Source organism: Mycobacterium pseudokansasii, assembly GCF_900566075.1.
GTDB classification, from domain to species: Bacteria; Actinomycetota; Actinomycetes; order Mycobacteriales; family Mycobacteriaceae; genus Mycobacterium; species Mycobacterium pseudokansasii.
The window spans coordinates 2,479,418-2,499,529 of the sequence record NZ_UPHU01000001.1 but is presented as its reverse complement, the minus strand read 5'-3'; the positions used below and the strand labels follow the sequence as shown (position 1 = coordinate 2,499,529).

At 63.5% G+C, this 20,112-nt stretch carries 15 protein-coding genes and 2 pseudogenes; 6 read left to right on the top strand and 11 right to left on the bottom strand.

Annotation, left to right across the window (positions count from 1 at the left end):
• Positions 1–21 precede the first annotated feature (21 nt).
• From EET10_RS11470 to csoR, 9 genes and pseudogenes are all read right to left on the bottom strand, one after another.
• Positions 22–273: pseudogene (locus EET10_RS11470) on the bottom strand (transposase); the annotation flags it as partial.
• Between the two features lie 244 nt (positions 274–517).
• The gene (locus tag EET10_RS11465) at positions 518–2,119 is read right to left on the bottom strand and encodes a PPE family protein (protein ID WP_122502154.1); all 1,602 of its coding nucleotides are present in this window, start codon (positions 2,117–2,119) and stop codon (positions 518–520) included.
• A gap of 495 nt (positions 2,120–2,614) precedes the next feature.
• Complete coding sequence (locus tag EET10_RS11460) at positions 2,615–3,718, bottom strand: ISL3 family transposase (RefSeq protein ID WP_211187929.1); 1,104 nt, start codon at positions 3,716–3,718, stop codon at positions 2,615–2,617.
• A gap of 555 nt (positions 3,719–4,273) precedes the next feature.
• The gene (locus EET10_RS11455; protein ID WP_099188754.1) at positions 4,274–4,702 is read right to left on the bottom strand and encodes a DUF4189 domain-containing protein; all 429 of its coding nucleotides are present in this window, start codon (positions 4,700–4,702) and stop codon (positions 4,274–4,276) included.
• Positions 4,703–4,833: 131 nt separating this feature from the next.
• Entirely contained in the window at positions 4,834–5,193 is a 360-nt protein-coding gene (locus EET10_RS11450) for a hypothetical protein (RefSeq protein ID WP_036401294.1), read from the bottom strand.
• Between the two features lie 537 nt (positions 5,194–5,730).
• Positions 5,731–6,336: a DUF5134 domain-containing protein gene (locus tag EET10_RS11445; RefSeq protein WP_036401296.1), complete on the bottom strand. Its 606-nt coding sequence runs from the start codon at positions 6,334–6,336 to the stop codon at positions 5,731–5,733.
• Between the two features lie 71 nt (positions 6,337–6,407).
• Entirely contained in the window at positions 6,408–8,711 is a 2,304-nt protein-coding gene (locus tag EET10_RS11440) for a copper-translocating P-type ATPase (RefSeq protein ID WP_099188752.1), read from the bottom strand.
• A 55-nt stretch (positions 8,712–8,766) separates the two neighbouring features.
• Entirely contained in the window at positions 8,767–9,060 is a 294-nt protein-coding gene (locus EET10_RS11435) for a DUF1490 family protein (protein ID WP_063466266.1), read from the bottom strand.
• A gap of 51 nt (positions 9,061–9,111) precedes the next feature.
• Positions 9,112–9,471, bottom strand: a complete 360-nt coding sequence (gene csoR, locus EET10_RS11430; RefSeq protein WP_036401298.1) for a copper-sensing transcriptional repressor CsoR — start codon at positions 9,469–9,471, stop codon at positions 9,112–9,114.
• Positions 9,472–9,726: 255 nt separating this feature from the next.
• Here csoR and EET10_RS11425 point away from each other — a divergent pair, with 255 nt between their 5' ends.
• The 5 genes and pseudogenes from EET10_RS11425 to EET10_RS11405 form a co-directional block, all read left to right on the top strand.
• Positions 9,727–11,412 carry an IS1634 family transposase gene (locus tag EET10_RS11425; protein WP_122501864.1) on the top strand — a complete coding sequence of 562 codons (1,686 nt, stop codon included), beginning with the start codon at positions 9,727–9,729 and terminating at the stop codon, positions 11,410–11,412.
• A 399-nt stretch (positions 11,413–11,811) separates the two neighbouring features.
• Positions 11,812–12,219 carry a four-helix bundle copper-binding protein gene (locus tag EET10_RS11420; protein ID WP_082273221.1) on the top strand — a complete coding sequence of 136 codons (408 nt, stop codon included), beginning with the start codon at positions 11,812–11,814 and terminating at the stop codon, positions 12,217–12,219.
• A gap of 285 nt (positions 12,220–12,504) precedes the next feature.
• On the top strand, positions 12,505–13,152 hold the full coding sequence (locus tag EET10_RS11415) for a DUF305 domain-containing protein (RefSeq protein WP_036401300.1): 648 nt from the start codon (positions 12,505–12,507) through the stop codon (positions 13,150–13,152).
• Between the two features lie 296 nt (positions 13,153–13,448).
• Positions 13,449–14,969, top strand: coding sequence for an IS1634 family transposase (locus EET10_RS11410; protein WP_425461688.1), 1,521 nt, complete (start codon positions 13,449–13,451; stop codon positions 14,967–14,969).
• Positions 14,970–15,547: 578 nt separating this feature from the next.
• Positions 15,548–15,930, top strand: a pseudogene (locus EET10_RS11405) (transposase domain-containing protein); the annotation flags it as partial.
• A 48-nt stretch (positions 15,931–15,978) separates the two neighbouring features.
• On the opposite strand, the gene EET10_RS11400 reads toward EET10_RS11405, so the two are convergent.
• Positions 15,979–18,228 (bottom strand): heavy metal translocating P-type ATPase, encoded by a 2,250-nt coding sequence (locus EET10_RS11400; protein WP_276862105.1) that lies wholly within the window; start codon positions 18,226–18,228, stop codon positions 15,979–15,981.
• 133 nt (positions 18,229–18,361) lie between these two features.
• The gene (locus EET10_RS11395) at positions 18,362–18,568 is read right to left on the bottom strand and encodes a heavy-metal-associated domain-containing protein (RefSeq protein WP_036401301.1); all 207 of its coding nucleotides are present in this window, start codon (positions 18,566–18,568) and stop codon (positions 18,362–18,364) included.
• Between the two features lie 336 nt (positions 18,569–18,904).
• On the opposite strand from EET10_RS11395, the gene EET10_RS11390 reads away from it, so the two are divergent.
• Entirely contained in the window at positions 18,905–19,636 is a 732-nt protein-coding gene (locus EET10_RS11390; protein WP_036401495.1) for an LOG family protein, read from the top strand.
• The last annotated feature ends 476 nt before the right edge of the window (positions 19,637–20,112 follow it).

Here is a 20,112-nt window from a genome sequence, read left to right as displayed (position 1 = left end):
ACTTTCACTTGGCCACGGACACTCGAGTTGCTTGATCCGGGCCGACTCCGCAGTGGACACCCCGGGCGCGTACCCATCATCGATGTCGGCCTGGCGCACCCAGGACCGCACCGACTCGACCCTGTAACCGAGCTGACGGGCTACCCGCGACACCGTTCCCTGCTCGGTACCCAACTCCGCCCGCAGGGTCCGCACCATCCGCACCGCGGCGGCCTTCTCCTCCGGGCTGTATCGACGCGCCGTGGGCTTCCCAGACGACTGTTGCTTCGGCATCCCTGCATCCTCGTTTCCAAGGTCAGGAGCCTCCGGGATTTCCAGGGCGATTCAACCTGCGCGGCCCCGGCTCACGTGCTCAGGGAATCGCCACGGCTGCAGTACTAGAAGCTGATCGAGACCCGGCGATCGCGCTGGTACGCGATGATCGCTCCGCATATCGTCGCTCTCGTCCGCTCCCGGCGCGAAGTTCGAGAACGGCAACGTCGTCGAACGCCCAGACGAACTGGTGCGTCGTTGGCTGTCATGGCTTTTCTTCACGTGCCGCGCCGGCCCCGTCCGCGTTCCAGGTGCCCGGGACCATCGGAATGGTCGCCCCCTGGCCGAAGTCATCGCCAGCCATCGTAGTCAGTCCTGCCGCCTTAGCAACGGTCTCCTTGCGTACGGTGCCAGCGAACCCAAAATTATTGGCGCCCTGATCCGAGGCCATCGGTGACGCGGGTGGCTCCTCGTGAGGCGACGCGGCCCACTCCGGGTCCACCTCGAAATCCATATCCATAAATTCGTCGCTGTAGCCGCGCAGCGTCGCGCGCCGACGCCGCCGCGCCCGCGCCTCCTCCCGCGCGGCCGCTGCCGCCGCCGCGGCGGTTTCGGGTTCCGGCGCCTTCCTTTGAGCGCTGGCACTGGCGCTGCTACTCATCCCCGAGTCGAACCCCATGCCGGGACCACCACCGATTAGGTAGGGGTAGCTCAAACCCGTGGCGGCGGTCGTCGGGGGGGTCGGTGCCGGACCCGCAGTGGCAGAGACGACAGAAGGTGCGGGCGCCGTTGGTGGCGCAGGGGCTGAGCCCGGCGCGGCGGCAGTGGGGGTTATCGCAGTAACCGGCAACATCTGCGGTGCGGCCGCGGAGGGTGGTAACGCTGGCGCTACGGCGGGCACGACAGGCTGAGCGCCAAGTTCAGCCAGGGCGGCCAAGCCCGTTACGGCTCCAATCCCGGATATTGCTTGGCCGAGTGGACCCGCCAGCAGCAGCGGGTTCTGGCTCAGCGCGGTAGCCAGCTGCGGTATGTGGACTGGATAGTCGAACAGCAATAGTTCAGCATAATACTGCAAAGCCGCTTGCGGGTTTACCACTAGAAGCCTTGCAAACGAAAGAAAGTCTTGACTGAATTCCAGTGCCCGAACAACCCACCAGATAGGTTGGCTTGCGTCGGTATATGCCTCGTAGGGCAGCCCGTTGACGGTGCGGCCGAGAGGGTCCCAATTCACGCGGCCGGCAGTGATCGTGCGCAGGGTATCGGCAACGAAGTTATCCGTCGGCTCGGTGCCCTCGAAGGGCACATCGGACTCTTCGGCTGCTGCGTTGGTCTTCACGATCGTCGGCGCTGGTGCGGTCTGCGGTGTGGACGCCAGCGCTGTGGTGGACACTGCTTGATAGGCCGCCATCGTGGTGGCGGCCTGAATCCACATCCGGGCATAGTCGGCCTCATTGAGGGCGATCGGTATCGTATTGATCCCAAAGAAGTTTGTCGCCACCAACAGCGTGTGCACGGCGTGGTTAGCGGACAGCTCGGCTACCGTCGGCATGGCCGCCAACGCGGTGGTGTAGGCGGCGGCCGCAACCTCGTGCTGGGTGGCCGCCGCGGCGCTGTCAGCGCTGATCCGTAGCAGCCATGCCAGATACGGCAAATGCGCGGCAACGTATTGGTCTGCGCTAGCGCCGTGCCATGACCCGGCATGTACCGCCCCCAGCAAGGTAGTGAGTTCGTCAGCCGCCCAGGCATATTCGGCGCTCAGCGACGACCAAGCCCCGGCCGCCGAAAGCAAGGTGCCGGCTCCCGGGCCGCTGCTGAGCATGGCCGAATGCACCTCCGGCGGCCAGGCCATCCACACTGGCTCGGTCATCGACCGATTCGACCGCGATCGCTCATCCTGCCGATGCTCACCCTGTCCAGCGGCATTGGCGGCGGATCTTCACCCATGAGGCGCCTTGTCACTCGAGTCACTCCATCTGTTGCGCCAGCCCTAGTCGCACAAGGACTTGGGTTAATGAATATGATTATCATTATCAAGCGTCCAGAAGCAAAAGCTTGAAAAGTCGCCCAAATCTTCAGCTCGGCCGTGCGGCTGGTTTTGCTGCAGATTAACGAGCACCGTAGTGATTCAGCACATTTGGCGGTCGTGGCCAGCGAACCGGCGGAGGAGGAGGAACCCATCGGCCACCGCGGCCGCTGTTGACAGCGGGACGTCGCTTCAATTTTGGCGGTGCAATTTCCGCAACCAGTGAATCACCTTGTGTCACAGGAAAATTATCCAGGCTGCTACTTAGGGCGCCCCCGGAGGCAACGAAGTGGGCCAGGGCAGAAGTAAGGATCTACTGACGTTTCCGTGGGTCCGGTTTCATGCGGCGCTGCCGGGTAGTGGTGGGCAAAGGCCGCCGCGGGTCAGCAGCGCCATGGCGATGAGCGCGTCCGGGCTGTGAAATCCATAGGCACGCTTGGTCAGTGCCCGCAGGTGAGTGTTCGTGGCCTCCGACCGGGCATTCGACAGCCCGTGGTCAAGGGTATTCCAGATCAGGTCACGGTAGCGGCGGACGCTGCGGGCCAGCGCGAAGAACTCAGGGATGCGCGAGTGCGACGCCCACGACAACCACCCGGCCAGCAGTTGCCGGCCAGTGGCGCCTTTGACCCGAAAGACCTCGCGCAGTTGCTCTTTGAGCAGATACGCCCGGTAGAGGGCGCTGTTGGTGGCCGCGATCTCGGCCAGACTGCTGCGCTGCTCGCCGGTCAGCTGCGGCGGGTTCTTGCGGGTCGCCCACATCGCGTGCCGATCGCGGATCCCGGCTGTGACCATGGTGCGTACCCGCACCTTGTCCAGTGCCTTGAGCGCCCACGCCACCACATGAAACGGATCCAGGCAGATGATCGCGGCAGGCGCGCGTTGTCGCACCAGGGCGTGGATCCACTCCGCGCCGTCGCAGCGGACATGGGTGAGCAGCTTGGCCCGCTCGGCGCCCAGCTGGTCGAAGAACTTCCCCAGCGTTTCGCTGTTGCGGCCCTCGGCGGCCCACACCAACCGGCCGCTCGTGTGGTCCACCACGCACGTCAAATAGCGGTGCCCCTTGCGGTAGGCGATCTCGTCGATACCGATCCTGACCAGCCCGGACAGCAGGTCGTTGGTATCGCGGCCGTCAGCGACCACCCGCGCGACGATCGTGGCCACGGTGCGCCAGGCGACGCGCAGCAGCACCGTGGCCACGCTGAGCGCGCTATGGGCGGCCAGCCACGCGCAGGTGTCCTCGAATGCCCAGGTGTGGCGAGCACCCGGCCGCGCCCACGGCACATGCGCCACCACCACCCCATCTTCGGGGCATTGCACCCGTGGCACCGCGGCCAGCAGAGTCGTCGGGGTATTCCCGCGCGTGGTCTCGGTCTCGATCGCCACGTCCTCGATCACCATGTTCTGGTCACCCAGACCGCCAGCCAATACTCTAGATATGCGCAACGCCGTACCTCCTTGCTCGTCTTGAACCCGAAAACAGTCCAAAACGTAAGCAGGACACGGCGTTGCGCCCAAAACCTCAGGTCAGCGAACCCACGGAAACGTCAGTAGATCCAGAAGTAACCAGCTCGCAGAACGCGTCGGCACGCGAACATCCGCCATGCCGCCGGGAGGACCGGACGCGACATGAGCCCTATGTCGGGTGCCTCAATGGCCGGTAGGGCAATCCGTGACTGCGTGGCAGTTTGCGATGACCGGGTCATCGCCGCCGGCTGCGTGGTGTCAGCGACGGCAAACTCCCAACCAGCGCCACAGACATCGATGTTGCCCTTAAGCTTGGATCCTCGTCGGCGGTGGTTAGTGATCTGCTCACCAACCAGCAATGCCTTTCTGCCCTAACCTCGATCTGGCACGGCATATGCCAGCCTGTGCAACTAGCCGCCCACCCCCTGCCCCCCTGCGTAGCTCTTCAGAAAGCAGAGCCTCCATCGAAACCATGACATGCACCAGTGTCTCTGTGGCCACACCACTCTGGCCGGAAGGGAAGAGCACCGGGGCTTAGTTGCACGCCCAGTTGACGATCCGCCCATCGCCGAGTTTGTCGATGGCGTCCTGCATTGCCTCGCTGAGCGTGATGCCGCCTCCGCCTTGGTAAGTCGCACCGTTATAGGCGACCGCACCGCATCGTTTGAAGCTGATCAGCACTTTGCAGGTATCGACGCCGCACTGATCCAATGCGACTTCATCGGCTCGTGCCCTGGTTAGGTAACGCCGCGCTTTGCCCCACTCGCCGGTGGGAGCATAGGCGATCGCACCATAGTGGATCCTCGGCGGGATAGGCAATTCGGGCACCATACCCATTTCGGCCATTACAGCGCTATCGATATGGGCGTCTACCGCAGGAATCAGCGGGAGCGCCAGGAGCATCAGCCCGGTCGTAGCCGCCACGGTGGCGGCTGCGAGCGCGAGCCGGTGTCGTGTTGTCATCATTGTCCTGATCCCTTTCTGCGGGCTCCACGCCAACTGGTGCCTATCGATGGAGATGACGTACGAAAGTGACTGCGTCGAAGGCTAAATGGACTGGGCGGTACTGGTATTGGCTAGGCCTACGGTTGCAGCTACGGGTGCGGCGCGGGCGGTGTTGTCGTGCTGGCCGTTGGCTGGGGACCCATCGACCCTCCCGGACCCATTCCGCCGGGTCCCATCATTCCGCCGGGTCCCATCATCCCGCCGGGTCCCATCTTTCCGCCGGAGTCCATCATCGAGCAGCCACCGTCACGCCCGCCGTAGGGGCCGTGTGTGGCCCGGCCCAAGAAGAATCCGGAGAAAAAGATCAGGGCAACGATGAACACGATACCGCTGATGATGCCCACCCAGGTCAACACTTGATCCAGCCGCCTCGGTCGATCCGATCGATCGTCGTTCCGGGGCTGTTGCGTCGCGGTGGTCGGTTCGCCAGATTCTGGTGTTTGCGTCATGTGTTGAATGATGCCACATCATACCCCAGAGGGGTAGGGACTTAGGGCCCAAAGTACATAGCTGCTCACCAACATTGGAACTTGAGGGCGCTTCCCAATCGAGGGTAGACGCTGCCCCCTCTAGGGTATTGGCACAAAGCTGTGTTGGTTGGCGGGTGCGCCGATCGCGGCGAGGACCTGCCGCGGGCACAGTCGAAGCTGCTGACAGCACGACCGGGGACTAGGAGAGCAAGCCGCGGCTGTAGCCAAGGGAACACGCGAGGTTTGCGTATTCCCCCAACATCAAATAGGGAGGTGTATCACGCCGCAGTAGAGCGGATTTAGACCGTTCTTGCCAATTGCTGTCACGTGGTTCGTCGGTGTTCACATTTGGGACGTAGAGGGCGCGAACATCATTAGCCTCTCTGGGCTAAGCTCTGGCTGTCCCGTCCGTCCCAGGCTTACAGCGAATCATCGTGCTCTTGCTGGTTTTTGCAGCTCGCGACGCTCAGCACGTCGTCTGCCGCACCGTGCATCTTCTATGCCGCGGTACTTTGTTCAGATCCGAAAGACCATGGCGAGAAACAAGATAGCCATACCGGAAGCCATCATCGCTTGACCCAGGGAACCGAGCGTCCTCAAGCGGGCTGCGCCGTGCTGGCGTTCTACGACGTACCTGCTGGTCCAGAAAGCCGCTGCGACCGCAAAAACGACGGTACCGCACCAGTTCACTGCGCCCACCCATAGCGGCGACGCGCTGCTTGCCGGCATATCCATTCCCGGCATCGCGATATCGTGCTGAGCGCTCGATCGGACAGTGAGCAGATGACCATTCATGGTGACATACATCCAGGCCGTCGCCAGCATCATCAGGCCGTGATATCCGTACAGCACTCGCGGGGCGGTCTGTCGGGGTGCCACGACGGCCGTTGTCACGAACCACACGCAAGCCAACAGGAAAAACACCGCAGGTCCCGTCGACGGCAGTCGTGCGCTCCAGGGCCAGGCCATCACCGCCATCGCAACCGCCATGAGGAGATGCAACCCGTGTCCGACCACCGACCTCCACGGTCGGCCTTTGGTGACGATCGCGAGACCACATTCGGCAGCCGGTAGCGCGAACAGCCCAGTGACCACCCAGCGAAGAATCAGTTGATGGATCATGCCGGCCCGTCGGACTCAGGCCCCGGAGACGGAGTCATGCAGTTGCGAATCGCTAGCGATGAGAGCCCCCGTCATGTGTCCCGCCCAAAACGACGTAGCCGTAGCGAGTTGGTCACCACGCTGACCGAGGAGAATCCCATCGCTGCGCCGGCCACGACCGGGTTGAGCGAGCCCAGCGCAGCCAGTGGGATGGCGGCGGTGTTGTAGCCGAAGGCCCAGCCGAGATTCTGGTAGATCGTGCGTAGAGTCTGCCGGGAGAGCTCGATCGACTGCACGACGCCGTCGAGGCGGCCCGACATCAGCGTGATGTCGGAGGCCTCGATAGCGACGTCGGTACCGGTGCCGATCGCGATGCCCAGGTCGGCCTGCACTAGAGCGGGTGCGTCGTTGACGCCGTCACCGACCATCGCGACCACCCGGCCCTCGTCCTGCAGCCGCCGAACTTCGGTGACCTTGTCCTGGGGCAACACCTCGGCCAGCACTCGGTCGATGCCGACCTGCTTGGCAATGGCGTTAGCTGTGCGGGCGTTGTCGCCGGTGATCATGGCGACTTGCAACCCCATGGCGTGCAGCCGATCAACCACCTCGACGGCATCGTCCTTGATGGTGTCAGCTACCGCGAGCACACCCACAACCTGGCTGTCGCGGCCGACGAATACCGCGGTACGGCCGTGCTCTTCGAGTTCGATGGCCGCCACCGCCAGATGATCGGGCAGAAGCAAATCGTATTCATCGACGAGCTTGCGCCGCCCGACCATCACTGGCTTGCCGTCGACCTCCGCGCGGACCCCGTACCCGGCAACGCTGGCGAACCCCTTAGCGGTCGGAATCTCCAACCCGCACTCCCGCGCCGCGGCCACGATCGCCGCACCGATCGGGTGCTCGGATCCCGATTCGACCGCGGCGGCCAGCCGCAGCACCAGATTCGGCTGGCGCCGCTTGCCGACAATCACATCGGTGAGCTGCATACGGCCGCGCGTGAGGGTGCCGGTCTTGTCAAACACCACCGTGTCGATCTTCTTGGAAGCCTCCAGCACCTCCCCGCCCTTGACCAGAATCCCCATCTCCGCCCCCCGGCCGGTGCCCACCATGATCGCGGTCGGCGTGGCCAGACCCAGCGCACACGGGCACGCAATGATCAGCACCGCGACCGCCGCTGTCATGCCACCTACCGGATTGCCCGCGATCAGCGTCCACCCCGCAAACGTCACGATGGCCACACCAATCACGGCCGGGACGAACACCGACGAAACCCGGTCTGCCAACCGCTGCACCGGAGCCTTACCGCCCTGAGCCTGCTCGACCAGACGCACAATCTGGGCCAGCGCGGTATCGGCCCCTACGGCGATGGCGCGCACGGTCAGCAGCCCATCGGTGTTGACCGTTGCCCCGGCCACACGATCACCGACCGTCTTCTCGACCGGCACAGATTCACCGGTGAGCATCGACTCATCAACGGCAGCGCGCCCCTCGACGATCACACCGTCGACCGGGATCTTCTCCCCTGGCCGCACCCGCACCAGGTCGCCGAGCCGCACCTGATCCACCGGCACACGGTGCTCCTGGCCGTCCACCAGCAGAGTGGCTTCCTTGGCACCCATCTCCAGCAGCTTGCTGATCGCCTCGCGCGCCTTGCCCTGGGCTCTGGCCTCGAAATAGCGGCCCAGCACCACGAACGCGATGATCAGCGCCGAGGTGTCGAAGAACAGCGGCCCTCCGGCGAACAACTGATAGGTGGAGTAGACGAACGCGGTCAAGGTGCCCAGCGCGATTAGCGTATCCATGTTCGCGGTCAACGCCCGCGTCTGCCGCGCTGCCTCCTTCAGAATTGGCCACCCGGCCACGAATTGCACCGGCACCGTCGCGGCGAAGGCCAACCATCCCGCCCACGGATAGGCGCCGAAAAACATTGTCGACGCCAACGCCGCCAGCCCTAGGGGAAAGGCCAACCACACCCGCCGCAACCACCCCCGCCGCTCGCGACCACTGTCCTGACCCGGCGACCCATGGCAAGAAGCAACCGACCCTTCGTGACAGCTGCTGCCACCGACCGTCGTGCCCAGCGTGTTGGCATCCGACGAGCGGCCTAGTACGCGACGAATTCCACCGAGAATCTTGCGCACCACACCGGTGTTGGCGACATCAGCCGAATGCGGGGAACGCGCGGGCACCAATTCTGGTGGGATGTGCTCTGCTTTGCCGATCGCCGACAACACAGCAGCGATGTCGCATTGCTCGGGCGAATACCGGACCACCACCGATGCCGTTCGCGGATAGGCTTGCACCGCCTGCACCCCGGCCACCTCGGCGACCGTCTCCTCGATCGCGACCGCACGAACCGTATCGACACGAAACCCGTTGACGTGCACCCGCATCCGACCCGCCGCGTCGGATACAACTCTCAGCGCGACGTCGGCAGCATCCAGGACATCAGTGGTCATGGTGCTCGCCCGAGTCCACCACCGTCAGCGGTGCAACGTCCTCCCCGGCACGCTCCCGCGCCTCGGCCATCACGTCGGCCACCGTCAGCCGGGCCAGCTCAGCGCTTTGGCCGGCCTTACGCTCGGCCTCGCGGGCGACACGCATGCCCCAGGCGGTAGCGACGACGGCCCCCTTCCGCAGGGGAGCCTTCACCGCCTTGCGTAGCGCCTCATACGCCACGGCCCCTACCAGGCCAGTCACCACCGTGGGTACCGCCCTCACCAAAAGCCCATGCCCAATCATGCGAATTTGCTCCCTTCATATCGTTGCCCCGTCACAAGAAGCTGGTGTTCGTCAGACCGTGCTTGGATCCGTCAGCGACTCGGCCGCTTTTGGCTCGCCGACTGCGGCACCGTTCAGCTGCGAGTGCGGGCCGGTCAACGTCGGCGTGAACTTGAGCGCATCGATCAGCTCGTCAATGGCCGTCTGTCCGCGGCCATTCAGCACCGCCGCGGAAAAGCACGTCTCCAAGTGGTTGTGCAACATGACCCGGTTTGCCCGCTCCAGCGAAGACTGAACTGCTGAGATCTGCTTCATGACGTCGACGCAGTACGCGTCGGACTCCAGCATTCGAATGATTCCGTCAAGGTGGCCCCTAACCGTCTTCAACCGGTTCAGTGCCGCGTCTTTCTTGGCTGTCAATTCGTTGCTCATAACTCCCACCAACACTGCACCCGTCCACGATACCCCACCCCACCCGGGGTGGGCTATCGACAGTTCGACATCGACCGGTGGCGATTTCGAGCTCGGGGTCAACGCCAGCGGTTACGCCCTGGATGGGTCGCAGTTGCTGAAGCCGACCTACATACTTTTGGGAACCCTAGCGGGAGTTTCCGGCCTTTTTAGTTGATCGGCGTGTCTTTCGTTGTGGTGCTTGAGGTTTGTGTGACGAGAGAGTATTACCCATATATGGCGTCGATCGTGGGGAAGCGCCGCGGCAAGCAGACCTACTACTACCTGGTGGAATCGGCGCGGGTGGGCGGCAAGCCGCGCATCGTGTCCCAGCAGTATCTGGGCAGCGCCGATGAGGTGCTGGCCAAGCTGTCGGCGACGCCGAGCGGGCAGCCGATCCGCAGCCAGCACAAGCAGTTCGGGGATCTGGCGGCGGTGTGGTCGACGCTGAGGCGGCTGGACGTGGCCGGGATCGTCGACGAGGTGGCGCCGCGTCGCGCGGACGCGGCCGCGTCGGTGGGCACCTACATCGCGCTGGCATGCGCGAACCGAATCGTCGACCCGTGCTCCAAACGCGAATTCGCCGACTGGTGGGCCAGCACGGCCGGGCCGCGATGGGTGAAGCTGGGCCGCGCCGCGCTGGATCACCGCCGGTTCTGGGACGCGATGGACCGCCTCGGCGAGAGCGAGCTGCGCGAGATCGAGACCCGGCTCGGGCGGGCGATGGTCGGCGAGTTCGGGCTGGATTTGACCGGGCTGGCGCTGGACATGACCAACTTCGCCACCTTCATCGACACCGGCAACGCGAAGGCGTCGATCGCGCAGCGCGGCAAGGCCAAACAGAAACGCACCGATCTGCGGCTGGTCGGGTTGGCGCTGGTCATCACCCGCGACGGCGGGGTGCCGGTGATCAGCCACGCCTATCCCGGTGATCGGCCTGATGTCACCCAGTTCCCCACGGTCATCGACGAGCTGGTGGCCCGCTACCGCGACCTGGTGTCCTCGGTCGAGTCGCTGACCGTGGTCTATGACGCCGGGCAAAACAGCGGCGACAACCACACGGTCGTCGAAGAGCACGGGATCGGGTTCGTCGGGTCGCTGCCGCCCAGCGATCACCCCGACCTGCTGGGCATCCCGGCGCGCGACTACCGTGTCGTCGACGAAGACCGCTATCCCGGGCTGACTTTCGTCGACACCACCGTCACCGCGCTCGGGGTGACCCGCCGCGCGGTGCTGACCCACTCGGCGAACCTGGCGGCCAAGCAGGCCCGCGGCCTGGACCAGACCCTGGCCAAGGCGCGGCGTCGGCTGGCCGAGCTGGCCGCCCGCCTGGCCCGCGGCCACACCCGCCGCGACCGCGACAAGGTGCAGGCCCAGATCGCTGCGATCTGCAAACCCCGCTGGGTGGCCGATATCATCACCGTCACCCTCACCGGCGAGCAGCCCGCCGAGTTGCGGCTGGCCTGGCACACCGACAGCAAAGCCCGAAAACGCTTGGAACAACGAATCTTCGGCAAACGGATCCTGTTCACCAACCGCGACTGGCCGGTGCCCGACATCGTGGCCGCCTACCGCTCCCAATCCGACGCCGAATTCGGCTTCCGCCAGCTCAAGGACCCGCACGTGGTCTCGTTCAGCCCAATGCACCACTGGACCGACTCCAAGATCCGCGTACACGTGTCCTACTGCGTGCTCGCCTTGGCCGTCGCCCACCTGATGCGCCGCCACGCCGACCAGGCTGGGCTGCACCTGTCCGTGCGCGAGTTACTCGACCAGCTCGCCGGCATCGAAGAAACCGTGCTGCTCTACCACGACGGCGGCAAGGGACGCCCCCGCGTGCAACGCATGCTCACCGACACCACCCCCACCCAACAGAAACTGGCCGACCTGTTCGACATCCACCAATACGCACCCACCCGCTGACCCCGCCGGGCCCCTCACAGCGAGTTGGGTAATACACCAGCGCTGCCCGAAAAAGCCATCCCACCAGGCGAAACCAGACCCACAATCAAGAAAGGCCGGAAACTCCCGCTAGGTCCACGGCCGGAGAATACAATAGGGGTGTACCGTATCCGAGAAGGTTCGACCGGGCCCGGACAATGGTAGCGCCATGAGTAACCATCACCGGGCTGGCTGGCGCACTGCGCAGTCGGTAACTGCCTGCGGCTTGCGACGATTGAAATCGGGATGCCCGATAGCTGGAACGCCACCTGGCAGCAGCCAACTCAGGCGCGAGATGAACACATGCCATCAGGGTTAGGCGATACCGGGCTCGGGTACCGTTTCCAGGGAAACATCCACCACCGACCTAGAGGAGGGTGCATGAGTACCAGCGGGAACATGCTAAAGACCTACCCACAAGATCTCGGCCGAATCGATGAAGCCAAGCTGACCGCCTGTATTGACGCCTGTGTCGAATGCGGACAAGCCTGCACGGCGTGTGCAGATGCTTGCCTGAGCGAAGATTCGGTCGCGCATTTGACAAAATGCATCCGCACCGACCTCGACTGTGCGGACATCTGCGAGCTAACGGGCCGCGTCTTGTCCCGCCACACCGGCTACGATGCCAACCTCACCAGGACGGTACTCGAAACATGCGCAACTGCTTGCAAGTCATGCGCAGGCGAGTGCGAAAGGCATGCAACCGACCACGAGCACTGCCGCATCTGCGCTGAGGTGTGCAGTCGATGCGAACAGGCATGCCGCGAACTCTTGGCGTCACTGGGCTAAAGAAGACCCACCACCCAGGCGGCATACCACCCGTGGTATGCCGCCAATGCGCTGAACGCCGATGCCGGGTCCACATTGCCCTGCCCAACACAACTGTTCCACCCATGACCGCCCACGGGAAACCATCCCATAACAGCACAGACATTTAGCCCCTAACGCGGCTAAATGCGGTGAGGGGTGCGGGATTGAACCGCGCCGCCGGCGGGAACACCGAAGTGCGGCCGTGATGTCATCCAGCGGCCAGGGTCGCAACCAAGCCGCCGGGAACCCAGGAAAGGGCCCCTAATGAGAATAAGAAGTTTCGCCTTCGCTGTCATCACGCTGGCGGCGCTGCTCGTCGGTGCGTGTACTGATTCCCGCAACGACCAGGCCGGCCGCACGACGTCGGCTCCCTCGACTCCGCCCTCAAGCGCTGACGCCCACAACCCAGCAGATATGGGGTTCGCGCAGAACATGATTCAGCATCACCAGCAAGCAATCGAGATGAGCGACATCTTGTTGAGCAAGCAACGGGTTGATCCGCGTGTCGTGGATCTGGCCAACCAGATCAAGGCAGCGCAAAGCCCCGAGGTTCAGCAGATGCAAACCTGGTTGAACCAGTGGGGAATGTCGACCATGCCGAGCATGCCCGGGATGACCCCAGACCACGGTGGGATGCCTGGCCACACCACTATGCCGGGCCACAGCGGAGTGCCAGCAATGGGTGGGATGATGTCCGAAGAGGACATGGCCGCACTCAGAAACGCACAAGGCGTGGAAGCCAGCAAGCTGTTTTTGACACAGATGATCCAACATCACCGCGGCGCCATCACCATGGCGCAGAACGAGATCGAATCCGGTCAGTATCCCGCGGCGATCTCAGTGGCCCGTTCCATCGTCTCCAGCCAGCAGCAGGAAATTGACACCATGCAGACAATACTGGCTTCGCTGTAACGGTTGAGGTCGCTGTGCGATGGCTACTCAATCGTGAGGCCAATAACCTTTCAACCCAACGCCGCTAGCCCAATAGGCTTCGAGGCCGGCACTGCTGGACTTGCGGGTACTCAGACGCACACTGTTGTGAATGACCACGAAATTTCGGTGGCGAAGTCGTGAACCATCCCGGGTTTTGTTTATCCTGACTTCGGTCACTTTTCCGGTTTGGGGTTGGCGCGACGCTTGGACCTGCTGTTTTGTGGTCGTTGGGGCCGGAATGTGTGCACTAACGGATGGGTTCGTAGGGTGCCGGAGTGGCCTATATGCGGACGGTGAGGACCAAGTCGGGGGCGACAGCGGTGCAGATTGTGTGGTCGTCGCGGCGCGGTGCACGCTCGATCGAGCATGTGGGTTCGGCTCATGACGCGGTGGAATTGCAAGCACTCAAGACGGCGGCCGTACGGCGGCTTACTGGAGGTCAGCAGACCCTCGACCTTGATGTCGGTGACACCGAAATATCCGGTGCCTCTTTGGAAATCGTCTCTTCGCGGATGGCGTTTTTGTGGGACAGCTTGTGCGCTGCGTATGTCCGGCTTGGCTTCGATCGGGCCGCTGGAGCCGATGAGGTGTTCCGGGATCTGGTGCTGGCCCGGATCATCGAGCCGACCAGTAAGGCCGACTCGCTGCGGGTACTGGCCGAGACCGGTATCGCCACGGTGTCCTACCGCACCCTGACCCGGCACCTGCCGCGGTTCGCCACAGCGGCTTTCGGCCGGGCGTTGTCCAAGGCGTGCGCGGTTCAGGCGGCGTTGGGGCCGGCGTCGTTGGTGCTCTACGACGTCTCGACGCTGTACTTCGAGACCGATAAGGCCGACGGATTCCGCGAGCCCGGATTCTCCAAAGAACGTCGGCTCGAACCGCAGATCACCATCGGCCTGCTCACCGATGCGACTGGATTTCCATTGGCAGTACACGCATTTGAAGGCGACAAGGGTGAAACCAAGACGATGCTGCCCGTCATCAACGCCTTCAAGAAGGCCCACCAACTCACCGATGTCACAGTGGTCGCTGATGCCGGCATGATCTCCGAGGACAACCAGAAAGCGATCTACGCCGCCGGGCTGACCTTCATCCTCGGCTCCAGGATCCCGTTCCTGCCCGGCGTCATACGCGAATGGCGCGACAAGCATCCCGGCGAGGACATCCCTGACGGGCACATCTTCACCCAGGCCTGGCTGGCCAGCAGCAAGGAGAAGGCCCGCGGGATCCCCGACCGGGTCATCTTCTACCAGTACCGTGCTGACCGGGCCCGGCGCACCCTGCGTGGTATCGATGAGCAGGTAGCCAAAGCCCAGGCCGCCGTCGACGGGAAGGCCCCCCTCAAACGCAACCGGTTCATCACCGTGACCGGCGAGAACCGGTCGGTGAACCGGGAGTTAGAAGCCAAAGCCCGCGAGTTGGCCGGGATCAAGGGCTACACCACCAACCTGACCGGCCAGACCGCAGACTTCGTCATCGATGCGTATCACCAGTTGTGGCGGATCGAGAAGGCGTTCCGGATGTCCAAGCACGACCTGGCCGCCCGCCCGATCTACCACCACAAACGCGAGTCCATCGAGGCCCACCTAAACATCGTGTTCGCCGCGCTCGCAGTCAGCCACTGGATCGAACACCAAACCGGTTGGAGTATCCGGCAATTCGTGCGCACCACACGCCGATACCGCACCGTGGACATCCGAGCCGGCCAACACACCCTCACCGCCGCCGATCCACTGCCCGCCGACCTACGCGACGCCCTCGCCCAAATCAGCGGAGCCGACCTACGCACTAAATGACCGAAGTCAGGTCGTGAACCATCCCGGGTTTTGTTTATGCACACCTTCCTTTGAGGGAAGGGTTGGCGCGATGGCGATCAGGTACGAACGGGAACACCAAGACTAGAGCGGTGCGGTTGGTCTTTCGAGCACGTCGGCGACTACGAGACCCAGTGGGCGGCAATCAAGGCGATCGCGGGCAGGTTGGGTATGAGCCCGGAGACGTTGCACCGGTGGGTGTGTGGGCTTCCCCCGAAAAAGTGGACACGGTTAACTTGCTTCCGTGGCGGCCTTCAGCGTCCGCTCGTAGTCGATAGGTGAACGCGTCCCGATTGCTGAATGCCTGCGTTGATTGTTGTATAAGTACATCTAATTGTCAACTGCTGCAATTATTTCTGCTTTTATCGCGTAGGTGTGCCGGTAGTAGCATTCGTGTTTGAACGTCAACCACAGCGACTCGGCGCCGGCGTTGTCCCAGCTTTAACAGGCAGATTCCCGGTCGCGCCCATGGAGCGACAAAGCCCGTGTGCGGCGCAGGCCGCCGCCATGTAGTGGGCGGGGTACTGGCTGCCGCGATCCGAATCGAGCCGGATCCGGCTCATTCGGACGCCGGAAGTCAATACACTGCAATACATTTCGGCGAGACACTGATGCTCACCGGACTGCGGCCGTCGATAGGAAGCATTGGCGATGCGCTCGATAGGGCCTTATGTGAAACCACGATAGGGCTCTACACGACCGTATGCATCCGCAATTGCAGCCCATTTCGTCGCGGGCCGATCCGCACCCTGGCTGACCTGGAAGACGTCGCCTCGGCATGGGTGGGCCGATACAACGCCTCCCGGCTTATGCACCGCCTTGGCCGCATCCCACTCATGGAAGCCGAAGCCAAGTACTACGCTCGACGCAATCCGGGCAGCACACCGGTACACCACGGTGTGCAAGAAACCGGGACGGTTCAGTCCGCCAGGATGGGCGTTGAGGCATGTTGCTCTGGAAGCCGGTTGCGCAGGCTGCAAAGGTTCACTGACTATCCGGCTCGGAACTTGCGGAGTCGCAGGCTATTGGTAACGACAAACACCGACGAGAATGCCATCGCGGCGCCGGCCAGCATCGGATTGAGTAGCCCGGCCGCAGCAAGTGGCAACGCGGCAATGTTGTAGGCGAAGGCCCAAAACAGATTTCCTTTTATAGTGGACAACGTTTTACGGGAAAGCCGGATCGCATCGGGAACCGCGAGCAAGTCATCGCGGACCAGGGTCAGGTCGCTAGCCGCGATGGCGACATCGGTGCCGGTGCCCATCGCGAGTCCAAGATCGGCCTGGGCCAGCGCGGCCGCATCGTTGACACCGTCGCCGACCATAGCCACGACCTTGCCATCTGCCTGCAGCCGCTGCACAGTGTCCACTTTGTCGCGTGGCAGGACTTCGGCGATGACACGGTCGATGCCGACCTGACGGCTAATCGTACGTGCCGCGGCCTTGTTGTCACCGGTGAGCAAGATCGGCGTCAGACCGAGTGCGCGCAGCTGGCGTATGGCGTCGGCAGAGGTTGGCCTGACTGCGTCCGCGACCACTACCACCCCGCGTGCCTTGCCGTTCCAGCCGATCGCGACAGCAGTCTTACCGTCTGACTCGGCCTGGCGTATGGATTCGGCGAGTCGGTCCGGTAAGTGCTGGGCCCGTTCAGCCAGCAGACGTTCGCGGCCCACCACCACCTCGTGTCCCTCGACCACGCCTTGGACACCCAGTCCCTCGAAGTTGATGAAATCCTCGACGGCAGGAAGTTCACCGACCCTCTTACGAGCGGCCTTGACGATCGCCATGGCGACGGGGTGCTCGGACGCGGCCTCCAATGCACCCGCCAGCCGGAGCAACTGATCGGGCCGTTCGCCGGCAGCGGTTACCACATCGAGCAGGGTCATCTCGCCGGTCGTCACCGTGCCGGTCTTGTCGAACACGATGGTGTCGGCCCGTCGGGTCGATTCCAGCACCTCGGGACCCTTAATGAGGATGCCGAGCTGTGCGCCGCGGCCGGTGCCGACCATCAGCGCGGTCGGCGTGGCCAGGCCCAGGGCGCAAGGGCAGGCGATAATCAGCACCGCCACGGCGGCCGTGAACGCCGTCGCAGCCGATCCGTCGGCAGCTAGCCAAAATCCCAGTGACGCCAACGACAAAGCGATGACGATAGGCACGAAGATGGCCGAGATCCTGTCGGCCAGTCGTTGCGCCTTGGTCTTTCCGGCTTGGGCCTCCTCCACTAGCTTGGCCATCTGCGCCAGTTCAGTGTCGGTTCCAATCCGCTTTGCTCGCACCACTATTCGGCCGCCGACGTTTACGGTAGCGCCGATCACGTGGTCGTCAGGCCGGATCTCGACAGGAACCGATTCGCCGGTCAGCATCGACGCATCCACCGCCGAGGCGCCCTCGATGACCACGCCGTCGGTAGCGATTTTCTCCCCCGGCCGGACGACGAACTCGTCACCGACCGCGAGTTGTTCAACCGGAATACGTTGCTCCACACCGTTTCTGCGTACGGCGACATCCTTGGCGCCTAGTTCCAGCAGGGCGCGCAGCGCGACACCGGCCCGGCGTTTGGCGCGCGCCTCGAAGAATCGGCCAGCCAGGATGAACGTCGTAACACCGCTCGCGGCCTCCAGATAGATGTTGTTGGTGCCGTCGCTGCGGGTAATCGTGAACTCAAACGCATGCCTCATGCCGGGCATCCCCGCAGTGCCCCAGAACAGCGCGTAGAATGACCAGCCGAAAGCGGCGATCGTCCCCATGGATATGAGCGTGTCCATGGTGGCGGTGCCGTGCCGCAGGTTGGCCCACGCGGCTCGATGGAACGGCCAACCGCCCCACACCACCACCGGGGCGGTCAGTGTCAGTGACAACCATTGCCAGTTGGCGAACTGAAATGCCGGGATCATGGCCATCGCGATCACCGGCAGGGTCAGTACCAGAGAAACAAAGAACCGTTGACGCAGCGATGCGGTGGGGTCGTCCTCGTCCGGCGTATTCAGGCCGCCTTCGGGGGCATTGGCCTTGCGCTGCAACAGTTGCGCCGTATAGCCGGCCTCTTCGACCGCCACGACAAGCTGATCCGGCGTGACCCCCCCGACGTAGTCCACGTTGGCCTTTTCCGTTGCGTAGTTGACCGTCGCAGTGACGCCGTCGAGCTTGTTGAGCTTCCTCTCAATTCGGGCCGCGCACGACGCGCACGTCATACCGTCGATCGACAGCTCGACATGGCCGCTCGGCGCGGCAACGGGATACACGATGTCTCCTCTCGATACCTAACGGGCGCATAGAGCATCGCGATGCGCCAGAGTAGAAGGGATGCGGCCTAACCAAAGGCGCCCACGAAACGTGCTGCGGAACTGGCCTGCGCGCCTGTTGAAGGATTCCCAGTCAGCCTGCGAGCTCATAGCCGGCCACTGCGACGGCGTTCTTGATCGCGTCGTTGTCGACGGGACAGTCGCTTTCGACGGTGACAGCGCCGCTGGGCAGGTCTACATCGACCGCGGTGACACCAGGGATGCTGCCGAGCTCATCGCGCACCGAGGACGCGCAGTGCGCGCAGCTCATGCCGGTGACTGTGACAGTGACGGTGTTCACGTCGCTTCCCCCTCTCGAGTTTGGCAATACTTTCTACCTAGTTGGTTGATAGCATACCCCTGTAGGGTATGGTCCACAAGTATGGCTTCGCTCCTCTCACTTAATGCCCCCGGCGAGCTACGGTACAAAGAGGAATGAGTATGGCCGGGACAGCTGGTACTCAATCGAAGGTGACATGCGCACTACGGATGGCACGCCTGCGACGCGTGCGATTGTGCGAGGTACCGTGTGCTCTGCCCCCGCGGTTCGCGCGCAACAAGCTGAATTCGGGTCTTCAGGACCGCCGTCGGGGCGCTGCAATCACATGCACGTGATCGCAGTGGGATGATTGCGCAGATGCCCGAGTCGACAGCACACACCCCATCGACCTGTGATGAGGAGCTGCTGTGCTGTCTGGGGCCGGGCTTCCCGCCGCTAGCCGGCACGGATCCCGATCGTGTGGCCAGGATCCGCGATGAGGTGGCGGCCGCCTTTGCGAGACTCACAACGGTAACGCAGGCCGTGTCGATCTTCGGCTCCGCGCGCACACCGCCGGATCATCCGCACTACAGACTTGCGCGCACACTGGCTACCCGACTTGGCGAACGGGGATTCGACATCATCACCGGCGGCGGCCCCGGAATCATGGAGGCCGCTAACCAGGGGGCCCGCGAGGCAGGAGTGCGCTCGATCGGCTTGGCCATCGAGCTGCCGTACGAGCAGGCCACCAACCCCTTCGTCGATCTATCGCTTCGGTTCCGGTACTTTTTCGTCCGCAAGGTGATGTTCATCCGCTACGCGCAGGCGTTTGTGGTGTTTCCGGGAGGATTCGGAACGCTTGACGAGCTCTTCGAGGCGCTGACGCTCATACAGACCGAGAAGATCCGCCGCTTCCCGGTCGTGCTTGCCGGGTCGCAGCACTGGAGCGGATTGGAACGGTGGATCAGCGAGCAGTTGCTCGAGCCCGAAATGGTTTCGAACGACGACGTCCAATTGCTTAGACTCGCTGATGATCCCGACGAGATTGCCGAGTTCATCGCACGCTGGCGTCGGCGCCAGTTGGAGATCTACCGCCCAGCCCGACCGTGACCAGCGTAGGTCATATTGAGATCGGCGCCGAGACGCAAAGCTTTGTTGTTCCATGACGCGCCGGGCGGGATATAGGACAGTCCGACTTTTCCAGCGTATAACTTGTTGTGGCGCTTGGGAAATCAGCTCCAGCCCATTGTACGTCTCCACCACTTTGGGCGGCCCGCCGGCAGCGGCGAACACTCAGTGATCAGCCGCTCGGCAATGATGGAGCGTTGGGCGATGTTCAGCAGCGACTCGTGGGTGTCTCCACCATCGACGCGATCTTGGTCGCCTTGCCGTCGATGGTGGAGTCGAACTGGAAATCCAAGGCCTACACTACGTTCGACGCATCGGCGCACCCCTGGGCGGGCACGACGACTGGCCGCTGCGTATACGCGGGCTGTGCACGCGCGCCGCTGCAGGCGCTCGTCGGCCCACAACCGGTGCACCCGGATGTTGTTCACACTTCGGTGCCCGCCGTGGCGCAGCGCGGC